15 protein-coding genes are annotated in these 17419 nt (G+C 69.0%); 7 read left to right on the forward strand and 8 right to left on the reverse strand.

Features of this window, described 5'->3' with window-relative positions:
- A partial coding sequence (locus VGR06_RS29790) for a tetratricopeptide repeat protein (protein ID WP_327562481.1) occupies window positions 1-971 on the forward strand: 971 nt, incomplete at its 5' end.
- A 43-nt stretch (window positions 972-1014) separates the two neighbouring features.
- Here VGR06_RS29790 and VGR06_RS29795 read toward each other — a convergent pair.
- On the reverse strand, window positions 1015-1398 hold the full coding sequence (locus VGR06_RS29795) for a hypothetical protein (protein WP_327562482.1): 384 nt from the start codon (window positions 1396-1398) through the stop codon (window positions 1015-1017).
- A gap of 152 nt (window positions 1399-1550) precedes the next feature.
- Here VGR06_RS29795 and VGR06_RS29800 point away from each other — a divergent pair, with 152 nt between their 5' ends.
- From VGR06_RS29800 to VGR06_RS29810, 3 genes are all read left to right on the forward strand, one after another.
- Entirely contained in the window at window positions 1551-2396 is an 846-nt protein-coding gene (locus tag VGR06_RS29800; RefSeq protein WP_327562483.1) for a helix-turn-helix transcriptional regulator, read from the forward strand.
- Window positions 2393-2569 (forward strand): DUF397 domain-containing protein, encoded by a 177-nt coding sequence (locus tag VGR06_RS29805; RefSeq protein ID WP_327562484.1) that lies wholly within the window; start codon window positions 2393-2395, stop codon window positions 2567-2569. Before VGR06_RS29800 ends, VGR06_RS29805 begins: the two co-directional genes overlap by 4 nt.
- Window positions 2570-2737: 168 nt before the next feature.
- Window positions 2738-4363: an ankyrin repeat domain-containing protein gene (locus VGR06_RS29810; RefSeq protein WP_327562485.1), complete on the forward strand. Its 1626-nt coding sequence runs from the start codon at window positions 2738-2740 to the stop codon at window positions 4361-4363.
- 61 nt (window positions 4364-4424) lie between these two features.
- Here VGR06_RS29810 and VGR06_RS29815 read toward each other — a convergent pair whose 3' ends face one another.
- Both VGR06_RS29815 and VGR06_RS29820 read right to left on the reverse strand, forming a co-directional pair.
- Window positions 4425-5780: a cytochrome P450 gene (locus VGR06_RS29815; protein WP_327562486.1), complete on the reverse strand. Its 1356-nt coding sequence runs from the start codon at window positions 5778-5780 to the stop codon at window positions 4425-4427.
- Entirely contained in the window at window positions 5770-6375 is a 606-nt protein-coding gene (locus VGR06_RS29820) for a peroxidase-related enzyme (RefSeq protein WP_327562487.1), read from the reverse strand. Before VGR06_RS29820 ends, VGR06_RS29815 begins: the two co-directional genes overlap by 11 nt.
- 244 nt (window positions 6376-6619) lie before the next feature.
- On the opposite strand from VGR06_RS29820, the gene VGR06_RS29825 reads away from it, so the two are divergent.
- Complete coding sequence (locus VGR06_RS29825) at window positions 6620-7519, forward strand: SDR family NAD(P)-dependent oxidoreductase (RefSeq protein ID WP_327562488.1); 900 nt, start codon at window positions 6620-6622, stop codon at window positions 7517-7519.
- 544 nt (window positions 7520-8063) lie between these two features.
- Here VGR06_RS29825 and VGR06_RS29830 read toward each other — a convergent pair.
- The 4 genes from VGR06_RS29830 to VGR06_RS29845 form a co-directional block, all read right to left on the reverse strand.
- Entirely contained in the window at window positions 8064-9590 is a 1527-nt protein-coding gene (locus VGR06_RS29830) for an AMP-binding protein (protein WP_327562489.1), read from the reverse strand.
- A 255-nt stretch (window positions 9591-9845) separates the two neighbouring features.
- Window positions 9846-10724 carry a (3R)-3-[(carboxymethyl)amino]fatty acid oxygenase/decarboxylase gene (gene scoE, locus VGR06_RS29835; RefSeq protein ID WP_327562490.1) on the reverse strand — a complete coding sequence of 293 codons (879 nt, stop codon included), beginning with the start codon at window positions 10722-10724 and terminating at the stop codon, window positions 9846-9848.
- Window positions 10725-10820: 96 nt separating this feature from the next.
- Window positions 10821-12140, reverse strand: coding sequence for a 2-polyprenyl-6-methoxyphenol hydroxylase-like oxidoreductase (locus VGR06_RS29840; RefSeq protein ID WP_327562491.1), 1320 nt, complete (start codon window positions 12138-12140; stop codon window positions 10821-10823).
- 138 nt (window positions 12141-12278) lie between these two features.
- Window positions 12279-13811, reverse strand: a complete 1533-nt coding sequence (locus VGR06_RS29845) for a GMC family oxidoreductase (RefSeq protein WP_327562492.1) — start codon at window positions 13809-13811, stop codon at window positions 12279-12281.
- A gap of 359 nt (window positions 13812-14170) precedes the next feature.
- On the opposite strand from VGR06_RS29845, the gene VGR06_RS29850 reads away from it, so the two are divergent.
- Together VGR06_RS29850 and VGR06_RS29855 are read left to right on the forward strand one after the other, a co-directional pair.
- Complete coding sequence (locus VGR06_RS29850) at window positions 14171-15145, forward strand: DUF1702 family protein (RefSeq protein WP_327562493.1); 975 nt, start codon at window positions 14171-14173, stop codon at window positions 15143-15145.
- Between the two features lie 199 nt (window positions 15146-15344).
- Window positions 15345-16034 (forward strand): winged helix-turn-helix transcriptional regulator, encoded by a 690-nt coding sequence (locus VGR06_RS29855; protein ID WP_327562494.1) that lies wholly within the window; start codon window positions 15345-15347, stop codon window positions 16032-16034.
- 64 nt (window positions 16035-16098) lie between these two features.
- Here VGR06_RS29855 and VGR06_RS29860 read toward each other — a convergent pair whose 3' ends face one another.
- Window positions 16099-17328 carry a bifunctional 3,4-dihydroxy-2-butanone-4-phosphate synthase/GTP cyclohydrolase II gene (locus VGR06_RS29860; protein WP_327562495.1) on the reverse strand — a complete coding sequence of 410 codons (1230 nt, stop codon included), beginning with the start codon at window positions 17326-17328 and terminating at the stop codon, window positions 16099-16101.
- Between the last annotated feature and the right edge of the window lie 91 nt (window positions 17329-17419).

A 17419-nucleotide genomic window follows, 5' to 3' on the forward strand; every position in this document is an offset into this window, starting at 1 on the left:
GGGCCACCGCCACCAGAGCACTCATCAGCGCGGCGATACCGAACGCCGACCTGGTCAACGCGGAAACGATAAGCATCTGGACAACGTTGCAGACACACGTCCGCGTCCTACTCAACCATCTATCGCCCGATCACCCCGACACTCTGATCACACGCCACGACCTGGCGGGCTGGACCGGCCAGGCAGGGGATCCAGCTGGTGCCCAAAACCTATTCGCCGAGCTACTCCTCATCCAAGAGCGGGTCCTCGGCCCCGAACACCCCGAGACCCTGACCACCCGCCACAACCAGGCTTACTTCACCGGCGAAGCCGGTAATCCGGCCGGCGCCCGAGACATGCTCGACGAACTACTCCCCATCCGTGAGCGAGTCCTCGGCACCGACCACCCCGACACCCTGACCACCCGCCAAGAGTTGGCCCGCTGGACCGGCCGGGCCGGGGACCCAGCTGGCGCCCGAGACTTGTTCGCTGAGCTGCTCCCCATCCGTGAACGGGTTCTCGGTGCCGACCACCCCCGCACCCTACTTACCCGCCACGAGATGGCGCACTGGACTGGCCAAGCCGGAGACCCAGCCGTCGCCCGAGACTTGTTCGCTGAGCTACTCCCCATCCAGGATGGGATCCTCGGCACCGACCACCCCGACACCCTGCTTACCCGCCACAACCTGGCGTACCGAACCGGCGATGCTGGGGATCCGGCCGGCGCTCGAGACTTGCTCGCCGAGCTACTCCCCATCCGCGAGCGAGTCCTCGGCACCGACCACCCCAACACCCTGAACACCCGGCACAACCTGGCGCACTGGACCGGCCAGGCCGGAGACCCAGCCAGCGCCCGAGACATGCTCACCGAGCTACTCCCCACCCGCGAGCGAGTCCTCGGCACCGACCACCCCAGCACCCTGAACACCCGCCGCCGGCTGGCGTACTGGACCGAACGGATCGGTCGACCGGACGACGAAGAGGACGCCTGATCGACAGGGCGATCCCGGTGTGTCTCGCGGTCAGGTAGCCGTGTTACGCGTCTGCGTAGCCGTGTGACGCATTGGCATAGCTGTGTGGCGCGTTGGCGTAGTCGTTGCGGCGTTTCCATGAGGGGATCGGGTCGCCGGGGTCTTCGCCTCGGGCGTAGGCCGCGCACCGGCGGCAGGTGTAGACCATGTCGTCGGTCCATCGTTGCATCACGCGGAGCCAGACGTGATCTCTGGGCAGATCGTCGGCTTGTCGCTCGAGGTGCCACTGGTAGAAGTCGGCCCATTCGTCGTAGGCCACGGACTGCTCGGCCGGGCTCAGCGATGGTCTGGCCCAGAGGCTCCAGAGTGGCAGCTTTGCCGAGATCCAGCCGGTCGGCTCGGCCTCCAGGTAGTGCGCGATGTGCGGGAACCGCTCCTGCAAGATCACTAGGCACTCCACTTCGTGGGTTGTTGACGGTTGTTGCACGATGATGTGCCTACACTCTGGACGCCGCAACGGTTCGGGGCGGCGACGGCACCGGCAGGAGGGGGCGAAACCATGGATATGCTGCGTTGCATGGCCGGCAACGGGGCGACAACGTGAGGACTCCGAAGGCTCGGGCACTGGGCAAGGCGTTGCGCAAGGTGCGGGAGGAGAGGGGTTACGGCCTGCGCGAGTTCGCCAAGGTGCTTGAGCGTGATCCTGGTGTGCTGTCCCGGTGGGAGAACGGTGAACGGATTCCCTCCCCCGACCAGGTGGCCCAGTACCTCACGAGGCTGGAGGTAATCGGAGACCCGTACGAAGAGATCATGGAGCTGACGCGGGCCACGGACGAACCCCGGTGGTTGGCGATCAGCCTGCCCGAGCAGCGGCAGCAGTTCGACGCGCTGCTGGATTTCGAACAGCGGGCGACCGTGATCACCGTTCTCGCCCCACTGCTGATTCCGGGGCTGCTGCAAACCAGCAGCTACATCCGATCGATCATGTCGGCGGGCGAGGTCCCGGATCGCGAAGTCCCGAGACGGATTGCCATGCGGATCGGCCGGCGGGACGTGCTGACCAGGCGGGAGCCGAAACCGGTCCGGTTGGCCGCATTCGTTGGCGAAGCGGCACTGCGTCAACTCATCGGCACACACGAAGTCATGGCCGAACAGCTCAGGCACCTACGGGATGCGATGACGTGGCCGAACGTGGACCTCCGGGTCATTCCCTTTGACAGCGGTTGGCATCCCGCGCTCGAGGGGCTGTGTTTGGTCATCGATTCCGATGAGTCAGACCCGGTTGTACACCTCGAACTCCGAGATTCCTTGTTGTTTCTCCACGAAGAGGATGACGTCAACCGCTACCGTCAGGCCGTCGAAAAGGTGGAGCGGGTGGCGCTCGGCCCACAGGACTCGGCAGAGGTGATCGCCGAATACATCAAACGATGGGAGAATGCCGAATGACGGAACGCCAATGGCGCAAGTCAATCCGTAGTACGGGCGGCGATAGCTGTGTCGAAGTCACGCTCATTGATAGTGGCGCGGTGCGCGACAGCAAGAATCCCACCGGCCCGATTCTCGCCGTCGACCTGCCCGGCCTACTGGCCGCGGTCAAGGACGGTCGACTGGACCGCTGACGCGGCCCTAGTGCGTGAGTTATCGTGGTGGCAAGCGTTCCGGGACGCTTGCGGTCCGCGCGAAGGGCTGAGCCCGCCCGGGGTCTGTGCGAGGGTGATCGACAACGTTCGGATCCTCCTTTCGGCCTGACGATGCGGACGGCAGGCGCATCCCGGAAGGAGGCCGTGATGGCCGCCCATTCTGTACCCCTCAACCTGGAGCAGCTCCGCAAGCGAGCCAAAGAGCTCCGGGATCTCGTTCGCGCCGGCCACCCCAAGTTCATCGGGGCCGCGCGCGAGCTGCATCCGCGCTGGGCCGACGTGTCCCCCACCGACCCCGCGTGGGCCGGGTTCACCCTGGCCGACGCGCAGCTGGTCGAGGCCCGCTCGAAAGGTTTCCCGAGCTGGCGCCGGCTCCGCGAGTACGCCGGCATGCTCGCCCGGTACAGCCGGGCCCCGCAGCGTCACCCGGCGACCGGCCGCGACCTGGCCGGCGATTTCCTGCACCTGGCCTGCCTGACCCACTGCGACGGCTGGAACGCCGGCGCCGGCGAGGAGCCCGACGGCCTGCACCGGCAGGGCGAGGCCCGCCGAATGCTGGCCGGGCACCCGGAGCTGGCTTCGGCCACCATCCACACGGCGGCGGCGGTCGGCGACATCGCCGCGGCCACCGCGCTCCTGGCCGCGGACGCGTCGCGGGCCAGCCAGGTGGGCGGGCCGCACGGCTGGCCGCCGTTGCTCTACCTGGCCTTCGCCCGGCTGAACAGCACCGCGGCGGGCCATTCCACGCTGGAGGTGGCCCGGCTGCTGCTGGCGCACGGCGCGGATCCCGGCGCCGGCTACCTGCCCGACGGCGAACCACCCCCGGTGACCGCACTCAGCGGCGCGTTCCGCGGCGGCCGCGATCCGATCCACCAGCCGGCGCACCAGCACAGCCTGGCGCTGGCGCGGCTGCTGCTCGATGCCGGCGCCGACCCCAACGACCAGCGGGCCCTGAGCAACGCCTGCGAGCACCCGCACGACGACGACACCGGCCTCGCGCTGCTGCTCGAATACGGGCTCGGCCGCGGTTCCGGCGGGGTGTGGGCGGCCCGGCTCGCCCACGATCCCCGCCGGCAGCTGCCCAAGGGGGCGCCGGCCCCGGTGCGCCTCACCCTCACCCCGGCGCAGCTGGTGCAGGCCGAACTCCGCTACTCCGCGCAGTGGAACCTGCCCAACCGGGTCCGGCTGCTGCTGCGCCGCTGCGCCGAGACCGGCATCGACATCAACGCCGCCAGCGCCGCCCCAGGAGGCCGTGACCCCGGCCCACCCGCCTACACACTTGCGGCGGCGTGCGGAAACACCGAGATCGTCGACCTGCTCGCCCAAGCTGGGGCGGTGGCCGCGCCGCTGGACCCGACCCACGAGTTCGTCGCCGCGTGCCTGCGCGCGGACCGCCCGGCCGTACAACGGCTCCTGGCCGCCGACCCCGGCCTCGCCGAGCGGGCCCGCACCGTCTCCGGCGTGCCCGAACCACTCCACCTGGCCGTCGCGCTCAACCGGCCCGAAGCCGTCGCGCTGCTGGCCTCGCTCGGCTTCCCGCTCGACGAGGACTGGCACGGTTGGGGCGCACCGCTCGTCGCCGCCGTCCTCGGCGGCCATGTCGCCGTCGTGAAACTGCTCGTCGAGCTCGGCGCCGACCCCACCGCCGAGATCCTCGACGACACGGATCCGTCCGCCGAGCTCATCCCGCACGAACGCACACCCCTCGGCCTGGCCCGGTACCTGCGCCACCATGAGGTGGCCGGCTATCTCAGCAGTCTCAACCGGGGGTAGAGATGGTGCGGTGAATGCGTCGTTCCGCGCGCCCGGCGCGATGAACGACGCATTCATCGCACTAGTCGCGTTTGGTGATGTGCATGGGAAGTTCACCGCTGATGCGGAGGGTGAGCATGGGTTCGCCGACGACCTTGTGGTCCGGGTCGAGGGAGAGGCGGAGCTCTCGGGCGATGAGGGCGATGACGAAGATCGCCTCCATGGTGCCGAGGGTGTTGCCGATGCAGAAGCGGGGTCCGGCGCCGAACGGGATGTAGGCGTAGCGGGGGCGGCCCGCCACGTTCTCCGGCAGGAAGCGCTCGGGGTCGAACTTGGTGGGGTGGTCCCAGTAGTCCGGGTGGCGGTGGAGCGTGTAGGGGCAGATCAACACGTCCGCGCCGGCTTTGACATGGAAGCCGCCGATGGTGTCGGCTTCGCGGGCGATGCGCGGGATGATCCAGACGGGTGAGTAAAGGCGCATCACTTCTTGGACGACCATGGTGGTGTAGCTGAGCTTCTTCAGGTCGTCGTGGGTCGGGAGGCGGTCACCGAGGACCTCGACGGCTTCGGCGTGCACGCGTTCGGCGACCTCGGGGTGCTTGTCCAGCAGGTAGAACGTCCAGCTGAGGGTGCTGGCCGTGGTTTCGTGGCCGGCCAGCAGCAGGGTGTTCATCTCGTCGCGGATGCGGGTGCGGCGGACCTGGGGGTCGCTTTCGGACTTGGTGGCCTCGATCAGCCGGGACACGACGTCGTCGCGTTCGGCGCTGACCGGGGCCTTGTCCGCCACCAGAGTGTCCACCACGTGCTGCAGATCCCGTTGGGCCCGGCGGAAACGCAGCTGCCCGGGCAGCGGAATCCAGTGTGGCACGGTGGACAGCGACATCATCTCGAAGATCGCCTGGTCCTGGACGTGCTCGAAGGACTCGCCGATGGACTGGAACTCCGTCAGATCCGCGTCGAGCAGGGTGCGGCCGAGGATGCCGAGGGTCAGCTCGGTCATCTCGTGCCGCACGTCGACGGGGCCGCTGTCGGCCCGCGCCCGCAACCGGTCGACCATCGCCGCGGCCTCCTCGGCGATGGTGCCCGCCTGCTTGGAGATGCGCCGCGGTTGGAACGTCGGCTGGATGGTCTTGCGCTGCGTCTTCCAGAGCTCGCCCTCGCTGGTGAGCAGCCCGTCGCCGAGTGCGCGCCGGGCATGGACCAGGCCGATGCCCTTGAGGTAGTTGCCGGCGTTGTCGGCCAGCACGTACTTGGCGTGCTCGGGGTTGTTGAAGAAGTTCAGCGTCTTCGGGCCGAGCCGCAGCCGCACCGCGTCGCCGTACCTGGCCGACGCCCAGGTCATCACCTCGAGCCGGTCGCGGGCCATCCGGGAGAGCAGGCTCAGCGTCGACCAGCGGGACGGGCCGGGCGGTACGCGCGGTGCCCCGTCAGGCCGCATTGCTGTTGCCCTGCTGGGAGATGCGGCTCTCCCGCACCGAGGTGCCCAGCCCGGTGGCGTCCACGAGACGGTTGATGAAGGCGAACAGCGAAGCGACGAAGATCGCCTCGAGGATCTCGGCGTTGGTCCAGCCGGCGTCCGCCGCGGCCTCCCAGTCCCGGTCGACGACCTTGTAGGCGTGCTGGCACACCTTGGTCACCAGCTCCAGCAGCACGCGGGTCTTGTCGTCCAGCGGCACGTCGGAAAGCTCCCGGGCGTTCCACACCGCGGCCGTCAGCTCGTCATTGCCGCCGAACTGGCTGAGGAACCAGTTGTGGGTGCCGACGCAGTACGGGCAACCGTTCACATTGGACGACCAGGCGGCGATCAGCTCGCGGGTCCCTCGCGGCAACACCGCGTCCTCGCTGAGGAACACGCCCTCGTACCCGGTGGACACGACCTTCAGCAGGTCCGGCCGGGTCGACGTCAACCGGAACATGTCCGGCACGAACGGAAGCTTGGTCACGGACTTGATATGCGCGAACAATTCCGCCGTCCGCCCGGTCGCGTCTCCCTCTTCGATCAGCGGAACGCGCACGCCCGGTACCTCAGCCATGGGAATTCCTCCAAGTCTCGTCCGACCGCACAGACGCTCCGCCGGACACGATCCCGACGCAGTTCAGCATGACTGGCGCCGGAAAATGCCTCACCTTGCAGATTGCCCGCTGTGACAAACACAGCAATCAACGAGAAACTGAAGACGGCATTACCGAAGAACAACGCCACATCGCCCGGACCTATGCTTTTGTCCGAAAGTGGATGGCCACGGCCGACGCCCGTTCGCTGCAAGGAGATTTCCCATGGCTCCATCCCGCGCGATACTGATCACCGGCACCTCCTCCGGCACCGGTCTCTCGTCCGGCACGGGCAAGGAAACGGCCCTGCGTCTGCACCGGGCCGGCTGGCCGGTCTACGCGACCGCGCGCGACCCCGAGCGGCTCGGCGACCTCGCCGCCGAGGGCATCCAGACCATGCACCTCGACCTGACCGACGAGCAGTCCATGGAGACGGTGGTCAAGCGGATCAACGAGGAGCACGGCTCCGTCGGCGTGCTCATCAACAACGCCGCGTACAGCCTGAACGGCACGTTCGGCGAAACGCCGATGGACGACGTGCGCCGGCAGTTCGAGACCAATGTGTTCGGCACCGCCCGGCTGACCCAGCTCGTGCTGCCGGCCATGCGCGAGCAGGGCGCCGGCCGCATCATCATGATGTCGTCGATCTTCGGCATGTTCGCCACCCCGGGCCGTGGCTACTACCAGGCGACGAAGTTCGCCCTCGAGGCGATCAGCGACTCGTTGCGCAACGAGGTCCGGCCGTTCGGCATCAAGGTCGTGGTCATCCAGCCGTCGCCGATCCGCGGCGGGTTCGTGCCGACGACCGTTGACGACCTGGGTATGACCGATGGCCAGGCGGACGGTCTGTACTCCGGTTTCTGGGAGTTCTTCGTGCAATGGCACGGCGCGTACCGGGAGATCGAGAACCCGCGCGGCCGGGGCAAGACCGCCGTGCGCGCGGAGAAGGTGGCCGAGGTGATCGAGCGGGCGGTCAACGCCAAGAACCCGAGAATACGTTACCGGATCGGGGTTCCGGTCCGCCTGCTGCCCCGCCAGCGCGCGATCTTCGGTGAGCGGGCCTGGGACCGGTTCGTGCGCTTCTTCTTCCCGATCCCGGAAAAAGGTCAGCCCTTCGAAAGCTGACGTAACGTTGCTTTCCTTGCCAGGAGTGAACGTGACGTTGCCGTCCCTAGCACTACAGCAGCACCGGCTGAGTGCTGGCGCTGACTGTCTACTGTGGAGGCCAGGGAAAGCGACGTGACGTTGTTTGCCCTGGAGCGAAAGCAACGTCACGTTGCTTCCCTTCTACGCACACCGCGGCCATCTCATCCGCCCCTATAGTCACATCCGTCACCACCGTCACTGTGGTGCGGTCGTAGTACCAGAGGGCCGGAACGTGACGTTGCTTTCCCCCAAAGCGGCCCGGCGCCGCAGCGCGCCGGGCTGGATGCGTCGCCCGGTCCGCACTTCGTAACCGTGTTCGCCTCTCACGTCGCTGTGTTGGCGCACCACGTTGCCATGTTGGCCTCCGGCGTCCATGTGTTGGTCGATGACGACGACGCCGGACACCTCTGACGGCGACTCCGACGCGCACCCGGCCAACACGGCCACGCCATAGGCCAACACAGCGACGTCGCGGGCCAACATGACAGCGTCAGAGGCCAACATGCGGGCCAGAACCGCGCCCTCAGCCGGCCTTGCGGACGACCTCGGACCACAGCCGGTCCCGGGCGATCCGGCGCAGGATCCGGCCGACGGGTGTGCGCGGCACGGCGTCGACGACCTCGAACGCGGTGGGAATCTTGAAACCGGCGAGCGATCCGCGCAGGAACGCGGTCAGCTCCGGCCCGCTCGGCGGATTTCCGTTGCGCGCCACGATGAACGCGTAGACCCGCTCGCCCCGGGCCGGATCCGGTGCGCCGACCACGGCCGCGTCGGCCACGTCGGGATGCCGGCGGATCGCGTCCTCCACCTCGGCCGGGTACACGTGCTCGCCCCCGACCGTGATCATGTCGCTGATCGGACCCAGAACGGACAGGTACCCGTCCTCGTCGAGGAAGCCCGCGTCCCCGGTGCTGATCCAACCGTCCACCAGGGTGTCCGCCGTCTTCTCCGGCGCGTTCCAGTACTCGACCATGCCCGCGGGCGAGCTCACGCGGACCTCGCCGACCACGCCGGCCGGCACCTCGACGCCCGCACCGTCCACGATACGCAGGCCCACGCCGGGGAACGGCCGGCCCGCGGCGGCCAGCCGGGAGCGCCGGTGCCCGGCCGGTGGCAGGCACACCGCGGGGATGCCGCTCTCCGTGGGACCGTAGACCTGGACCAGCTCAACGTCCACTATGGACGAGATCCGCGCGAACAGGGTTTCGTCGAGCGACCCGCCGCCGTAGACGACCTTGCGCAGCGAGGCGATGTCGGCGCGCGGCTCGTCCAGCAGCCGCTCGAGCATCGCCGGCACGACGCAGGCGGTGGTGATCCGGTGCTCGTGGATCTCCCGCACGGCCCGCTCGCCGCTCCACACGGGAAGGATCACGTTGGTGACGCCGGCGACGAGACCCTGGGTGGCCCACCAGATCCCGCCGATCCGGGAACCCGGCAGCGCCACCAGGCTGCGATCCCCCGGGTGCCAGTCGATCCAGTCCACCCCGTGCCCGGTCAGCAGCTCGCCCAGGGCGAAGAACGTCCGCTGGGCGAGGACGACGCCCTTCGGTGCGCCGGAGGTGCCGCTGGTGTAGAGCTGCAGCACCGGCGTCTCCCGGCCGGTCTGCGGTACGGTGATCTTGTCGGTGTGCGCCGCCTGCCAGTGGGCGAACCCGTCCGGGTCGAGCAGGATGATCTCGCGCAGCTCGGGCACGGTGGACTCGACCTCGGCCATCCGGTCCATTGTGGACGTGTCGTGGAACAGCAGCGCGGCGCCGGAGTCCCGCAGCACGTGGTCCACTTCGGACGCGCTGAGCCGCCAGTCCGCCGGCACCAGCACCGCGCCCAGGATGGCGCAGCCGAGCAGCAGGTCGTAGTACATCAGCGAGTCGCGGGCGAAGTGCGCGACCCGCGAGCCCTCGCCGACCCCGGCGGCGGCCAGGGCGTGCGCGGTCATCCAGCCGCGGCGGTGCAGCTCCGCGTAGCTGACCGCGCGGTCGCCACAGATCAACGCCGGATGGTCCGGTCGCGCCTTCGCGTGCGCCGATACCGCGGACTGCAACGTTTTCATGCGATCACCGCCAGAGATGGGAGCCGGTGTACGGGGTTTCCCCGCCACGGAACAGGAGGGCGAGCCGCCGGGGCTGGCGGGGTTCGGCGGACTCGCCGGCGTGCCTTACCTGCAACCTCAACCAGCCCGACCGTCGGTCCACTGCGCCGGCCTTTCGGGCGGGCTGGTGTGCGCACATGACGTTGCTGGCGTGGCACCACCCGTCCACCCCGATGTCGGGGGTGGGCGTCCAGGAAATCCTTGCGCGGCACCACGCTAGTCCAGATGGAAGGGGTGCTCGTCATGCACGGTGACCCGGTGCCAGACCTCCGGTTCCGGCTCGGTGGTGTGCAGCACGTGGTGCACGAGGCTGCGGTTGTCCCAGATCAGCAGGTCGCCCGCGGTGAACCGCTGGCGGTGGATGCCGGGATGGGTGAACGTCGGGTCGAGCTGACCGGTGGCCTCCAGCAGCTGCTCGAGCAGCGCGTTGTCCGGCAGCCGGCCGTGCTCGTCGTGCAGCTCGCAGGTGAAGCCCTCGCTGATGTACAGCACGTCCTCGGCGGTCACCGGGTGCGAGATCACCGTGGGGTGGATCGCCGGCGGCGTGGTCTTCTCGATCTCCTGCTGCACCTCGATCATCGGCCGGTACACGTCGCTCGGCCGGATCTTGAAATACCGCCGCGGGCTGTGCAGCGCCGAGGTCTGCCGGGCGGCCTCCTTGAGCTTCTCCGGCAGCATGCGGAAAGCTTTGCCCACGTCGATGAAATACGTGCCGCCGTCGTTGGCCGGCACCACCCGCGGATGAATCATCGTGATACCGAACGGCACCGGCATGTACGAATAGTCCGCGTGCCAGAATTTCCCGGTCTCCGGCACACCGACCTGCGGACCGTCGTCGAGTGTGCTGGCCGAGACGAAGATCTCCCGGTGGTCCGGGTGGTGGTACATCGGCTCGTAGTAGGTCTCGACCAGACCCAGGGCCCGGCCGAACGCGACGAACCGCTCGGAGGTGAGTCGCTGCTCCGACAACAGAAGGATCTTCTCGCGGTAGATGGCGGACTTGAGCTCGGCTAAGTCCGTGGTGCTCGCCTCGTCGAGGACGAACCCGGTAACCGTGGCCCCCAGCACACCATTCCCTCGAGGGGTGATCTTCATAGGTCGCAGCTTTCTGATATTTGGTTGTAGCGGTACGTGACATGTTGCGCGCCGCACCGTATATTCGTCATCTTCGGACTTGCCTGGCGAATCCGGTCATTTCCGAGAACCCAGCACCCGGGCGAGTATTCGGGGCGCGAAAATGGCCCGCGGCGGGTCGAGCAGGGCGGAGACCCGGGCGAACGAGCGCGCCACCACGGGGTCGTGGGCGGCCACCCGGTGCATTCGGGCCACGTACCGGTTGATGATCCGGGTGGCCGGTGGCCGCGGGCCCGGGATCTCCGGGAGGGCGAGGTCGCCGGCCGCGCTCAGCTGCCACGCCGGATCGATCACCTTGGCGGCGGCCCGGAAGAACAGCCGGGCCAGGTCGCGCTCGCCGGCCCGCAGGCAGTCCCGCAGGGCCTCCGCCTCGAGCGCCGCCACCGTCATGCCCTGGCCGTAGACCGGGTTGAAGCTGCACAGGGCGTCGCCGAACACGATCAGCCCGCGGGGGAACGCGCCGAGCCTCTCGTAGCGGCGCCGGACGCTGGTCGGGAACCGGTGCGTGACGAACTCGGTGACCGGCACCGCGGCCCGCAGCGCCGCGAGGACCTCCGGCGGCGCCACGGTTTCGGCGTAGGCCAGGTGACTCGCCTCGTCCCCGTGCGCCGGCACCTCCCCGGCCATGCCGGCGAACGTCAGCACCCAGCGGCCGCCCTCCTGCTGGAACAGGCCGAATCCCCGCGGCTTTCCCGGAACCGGCCCGACGAGCAGCTGCAGGCCCGCCGCCGGAGTGCCTTCCGCCAGGTGCAGGAACCGGGTCAGGTACGTGACGTCGATCTTGATGCGGTCCTCGTCGGGTGGCTGGTAACCCAGCAGCGGCAACCAGGCCGCGGTCCGCCCGCCCCGGCCCATGGCGTCCACCACCAGGTCCGCCTCGACCACCTCCTCGGCGCTGCCCGGCCGGCGGTTGCGGATGCGCGCCCCGGTGACCCGCGCGCCGGCCACCCGCAGCCCCACCGCGTCGAACCCGTCCATGATCTTGACGCCGGGCAGCGCGGCGACCCGCTCCCGCACCGTGGACTCCAGCAGCGGCCGGGTCAGCTGGATCAGGAACGCGCCGGTGTCCGCCGCGGCCAGCTCGTGGCCGGAGAGCACCAGCCGGGCCTCGCGCAGCACCTGGGATCTCGGCGCCCCGGCCTCGGCGAGCTCGCGGGTCAGCCCCGGGAACAGCCGCTCGAACGCCTCCGCGCCGCGCTGCAGCAGCACATGCAGGTGCCGGCCCTGCGGCACACCCTTGCGGTTGCGGGCGTCGGGCGGCAGCTCGTCCCGTTCGACCACGGTCACCCGCTCGTAGAAGTCCGACAGCGTGCGCGCGGCCAGCAGGCCGCCCATGCTCGCCCCGAGCACGACGGCGTGCCCTCGAACCTGGTTCATGGCTGGGGCCTCCTCATCGCCGGCCGGCGCTGCACAGCGGACGGCCGCCGGCCGGGCAGGTGCCTCGGGCCGGCGGCCGTGTCGCCACCCTCGACTCGCGGGGTGGTGGGCCGCCCTCCGCTGGCGGCCGGGTTATCGTCAGTCGGCCTGGAGCATGCCGGCGAGCTTCTCGCCGATCATGATCGAGGTCATGTTGGTGTTGCAGTTGACGATGTTCGGCATGATCGAGGCGTCGGCGACGTAGAGGTTCTCCGTGCCGTGCACGACCAGGTCGGGGCCGACCACCGAGCGCTCGTCGTCCGCCGGTCCCATCCGGACGGTGCCGACCGGGTGGTAGGCGCTGTCCAGGCTGGTCTTGACGTACTGCCGCACCATGGCGTCGTTGGCGATGATCTTCTTGTTCAGCACGACGTACTCGTCGCCGAGGTCCACGATGCCCGGGTAGTTGAGCAGGTTCCAGGCGGTGCGCACGCCCTCGATGAGCACGTCGACGTCGCGCTGCGTGGACAGGAAGTTCAGCTCGACCTTCGGCCCCACGTCGGGGTCGGGAGAAGCGAGCGTGAGCCGGCCGCGGGACTCCGGCTGCTGGTCGACGACCATCACACCGAAGATCGTCATCCCGCCGGCGAGCATCTGCAGCTCCGGGAACGGCTCCAGGTCGAAGTGGTTGATCAGGTAGAACTGCAGGTCGTTGAAGCGCGTCCCGTCGGTTTTGGAGCTGGTGCGCAGGAGCTGCTGCATGAACGGGTCGTCGAGGTTGTACGTGCCGTCCTTGGGGACCATGAACGCGCCGGTGCGCGGGTGGTCGACCAGGTTGTCGCCGACCCGGAGGTCCAGCCGGGACTCGATGCCGAACCGGGCGAGGTCGTCGGCCGGGCCGATGCCGGACCGCATCAGGATGGTCGGCGAGGCGCACGCGCCCGCGGAGAGGATCACCCGCTTGGCGAACAGCTGCGTGCCGTCGGCCAGCTCGACGCCGGTGGCCCGGTCGCCGTCGAACAGCACCTTGTTGACCAGCGTGGCGGACCGGATGGTCAGGTTCGCCCGGTCGCGGGACAGCGCCAGGTACGCGATCGAGGTGTTCAGCCGGAACGTGCCGCGCTTGTTGGCCGGGAAGGACGCCACCCCCGTCGCCTCGGGGTGGTTGTGGTCCTTGGTCTCCTGGAATCCCTGCTCCAGGCAGGAGTTGATGTAGGCCACCGACGGCGGGGTGAGCTCCTCGACCGGCCAGCGGCGGATGGTGACCGGGCCGCCGGCGCCGTGGTACTCGCTGTCGCCGTAGTCCTGGTCGTCCTCGAGCTTCTTGTAGTACGGCAGCACACCCTCGTAGTCCCAGCCGGGGTTGCCGTAGCCGGCCCACTCCTCGAAGTTCTCCGGCACGCCGCGCAGCGCGATGCAGGCGCCGACCCCGGAGGATCCGCCGGTGAGCTTCCCGCGCGGGAACCGGATCCGCTTACCCTCGATGACGTCGGCGTTGAACCCCCAGTCGTGCTGGATCAACGACATGACGCTGCCGTTGGCGATGTCGCGCGGCGTCTCCTCGATCGTCTTGTAGTCCGGGCCCGCCTCGATCAGCAGGACGCGCCGGGAAGGATCCTCGCTCAGCCGAGTCGCCAGCGCAGCGCCCGCCGATCCGGAGCCAACAATGATGTCATCGTACTGAGAAGTCATGTGTCTATCCTCGACAGACGTGAATACCGGGTCCGGGAAATACCTGCGGGCATACTGACGTCTTTCGCGCCGCACTGTCCTTCATCCAGCAGCATCCACGACCGCGCCGCGCCCCACATCTTCGTGCTTGCGCTGGGCAGCGCCGCATACAAAGGAGGGTTCTGCGCAAAGTCCGTGGTTGAGTTGGCGCTACGGTCTTCGGCCCGGTTGCTCGCGGAGGGCCAGCGTGCCGTGCGGCGTTCGGATCGGTGGCTGGGCCGTGCCCAGCAACAACGAAGATGCACGGCCACTTCTGGCCGGGGCACGCTGGCCAGGAACCGCCGCGACGCCGTTTTCGCGCATATCTAAAGTGGGGACGCATGCCAACTCTCATGGGAAAGCTCCGCCGGCGGCTCACCATGCCGGATTACTCGCAGACCAAGTTCGAGGTGCGCGGGTTCGTGGTGCGCAGCACGCACGCCCAGGCGCGCCTCGAGCACACCGGAGCGCAGTTCCTGACCGGCTACGAGCACGCCATCATCAGCGGCAGCGTCGCCGAGATGGAGCAGCGGCTGGAGACCGTCGAGTACCAGTACCGCGGGTTCGCCTACGAGGGCGCCGGCATGGCGGTGGCCGTCGCGGACGCGATGACCCCGTGGAACCGCTACAAGGTGCGGGCCTTCGCCGAAGGCCCGGGCGAGCCGCACATCTACATGGTGCACGTGGGCATCGGCTGGGCGATGGCCCGGCTGCCACGGCGACTCTGGAAGGGGATCATCTACCCGGATCCGCTGCTGCAGTGGCTGGTCCTGGACGGGTACGGCTTCCACGAGGCCTACTTCAAGACCAAGCGCTTCGTGGAGGAGCAGGAGCTGATCCCGCTGCGCACCCCGTGGCCCGACCCGGGCAACTACGCGCAGCACGGCATCGACCAGGGCATCGGGCGCGCGCTGTGGTTCATCCGCGGCGCCGTCGTCGACCACGTCGCCGAGACGGTCAATTCGTTCGCCCCGGAGCGCCGCGGCGACGTCTGGGCCGGCGTGGGCCTGGCCGCCACGTATGCCGGCGGCACCCCGCCGGACGAGCTGACGGAACTGCGCCGCCTGGCCGGCGAGCACGAGCGGGACGTCGCCCAGGGTTCCGCGTTCGCCGCCAAGGCACGGCTGCGCGCGGGACTGACCATTCCGCACACCCACGACGCGGTCCGGGTGTTCTGCGAGCTGTCCGTCGAGGAGGCCGCCGCGGTAACCGATGAAGCACTCGTCGACCTACCCCCGGACGGGCAGATTCCCGCGTTCGAGATCTGGCGCCACCGTATTCGCGACGCCCTGCTCAAGGACCTGCCCAAGACCTAGAAGCTGCGTCTAGCAATTCGCAAGATGCCGAGGTGAACAACCGCGCCGGACAATGGTCACGTAGTGACCGTGGCGCCCCAGTACGATTGGATGCCGGGCAATGACTGAATCTCGATTGACGTTTGCTTTAGAGCCCGAGGGTCTCACGATATCGAACGATCGGTTCAAGCTCACCACCAGCGGCGACGACCCGATGCAGATGGACTCCATCGTTTCCGAGTTGCAGACGCTGACCCGGCGCACCTACGGCCAGTACTGCGGCCTGTCCCGGGCGCTGGAGGTGATCGGCGAGCGCTGGGGCATGCTCATCGTCCGCGACCTGCTGGTGACCCCGCGGAACACCGCCACCCTGCACAAGGGTCTGCCCATGATCCCGCCGGAGCTGCTGGTCAGCCGCCTCAAGGAGCTGCAGCGCACCGGTGTCATCCGCCGCCAGCCGGGCCTTGCCGGCGAGGATGTCTGGGAGCTCACCGCCTACGGCGAGGCGCTCGAGGACATCGTGATGGCCTTGGGCCGCTGGGGCGCCATGTCCATGGGGCAGCAGCACCCCGAGGAGATCGTCACCGAGGACGCGCTGATCATCGGCCTGCGCGCGGTGTTCCAGCCCGAGGCGGCCCGCGGCGTCAACCTCACCTTCGAGGTGCGCGTCGGCGGCGCCGTGATACATCTGACCGTCGACGACGGGCACCTGAAGGCGGTCGCCGGGCCGGATCCCAGCGCCGACCTGGTCCTCGACCCCGGCTACGTGCTGCGTGACCTGCTCTCCGGTGACCTCACCCCGGACGAGGCGCTCATCCAGGGCAGCATCACCATCAGCGGTGACCCCACCCTCCTGCACCGGTTCGTCAAGATCTTCCACCTGATCGACATCCCGGAGCCCGGCGCCTGATCCGGGCGAGCTGAAGGTGGCCTTTGCACGGTCTTGGTGTGCGAAGGCCACCTTCAGCCATAACTCAGGTGCCGGTTGCGGCGGCCGGTGGGGTGAGCAGGTGGCCGAGGCGTTCGCGCTTGGCCGACAGGTAGGCCACGTTGTGCGCGGTGGCCTGGGTTTCCAGGGGGACGCGACCGGTGATGTGCAGGCCGTAGCCGTTGAGGCCTTGGTATTTGGCGGGGTTGTTGGTCATCAGGAGCACCCGCTGGACGCCGAGATCGCGCAGGATGTGCGCGCCGATTCCGTACTCCCGGCTGTCCACCGGCAGGCCGAGGCGCAGGTTGGCATCGACGGTGTCCAGGTTCTGCTCCTGCTGCAACCGGTAGGCGCGCAGCTTGTGCGCTAGGCCGATGCCGCGGCCCTCGTGGCCGCGGAGGTAGACGACGACGCCGCGGCCGGCCGCCGCGATGCGGCGCATGGCGAGCTCGAGCTGGGGCCCGCAGTCGCAGCGCAGGGAGCCGAAGAGGTCGCCGGTGATGCATTCGCTGTGCACCCGTACCAGGACGTCGGCGCCGTCGGCGACGTTGCCGAGGACCATCGCGAGGTGCTCCTGGCTGTCCACGGTGGATCGATAGGCGACGGCGCGGAAGGTGCCGAACGAGGTGGCCACGTCGGCCTCGCCGGCGCGCTCGACCAGGCTCGAGATCGAGCGGCGGTGGGCGATCAGCTCGGCGATGGTGACGACGGGCAGGCCGTGGGTGGCGGCGAACCGGTCGATCTCGGGGCGGCGCATCATCTCCCGCTGGTCGTGGTCGACCAGCTCGCAGAGCAGCGCCGCGGGTGTCAGGCCGGCCAGCAGGCAGAGGTCCACGCCGGCTTCGGTGTGGCCGGCGCGTTTCAGCACCCCGCCGTCCCGGGCCAGCAGCGGCATCATGTGGCCGGGGCGGGCGAGGTCGCTGGGGCGGGTCGCCGGGTCGGCGAGCGCGACCACGGTGGCGGCCCGGTCAGCGGCGCTGATCCCGGTGGTGGTGCCGTGCCGGTAGTCCACGCTCACCAGGAACGCGGTGCGCTGGCTTTCGGTGTTCTCCTGGACCATCAGATCGAGCCCCAGGGCGGCGGCGCGGCGCGCGGTAATGGCCGTGCACAGGAAGCCTGAGGTATAGCGGAGAAAGAACGCCACCGCCTCCGGCGTGGCGTGCTCGGCGGCCATGATGAGGTCGCCCTCGTTCTCGCGGTCCTCGTCGTCGACAACGACCACGAGCTCGCCCCGGGCCAGCGCCCGCACGGCACGATCGACCGGGGATTCCGTCACTGCTTTGCCTCCCGTTCGGCGACGTCGCGCCTGATCAGGCCGTGTCCCCCAGCTTGCTACCGGGGGCCGCCGCGGCCATCTTCTGGGTTGC

The organism is Actinophytocola sp. (genome assembly GCF_036002505.1).
Classification (GTDB): Bacteria; Actinomycetota; Actinomycetes; order Mycobacteriales; family Pseudonocardiaceae; genus DASYTH01.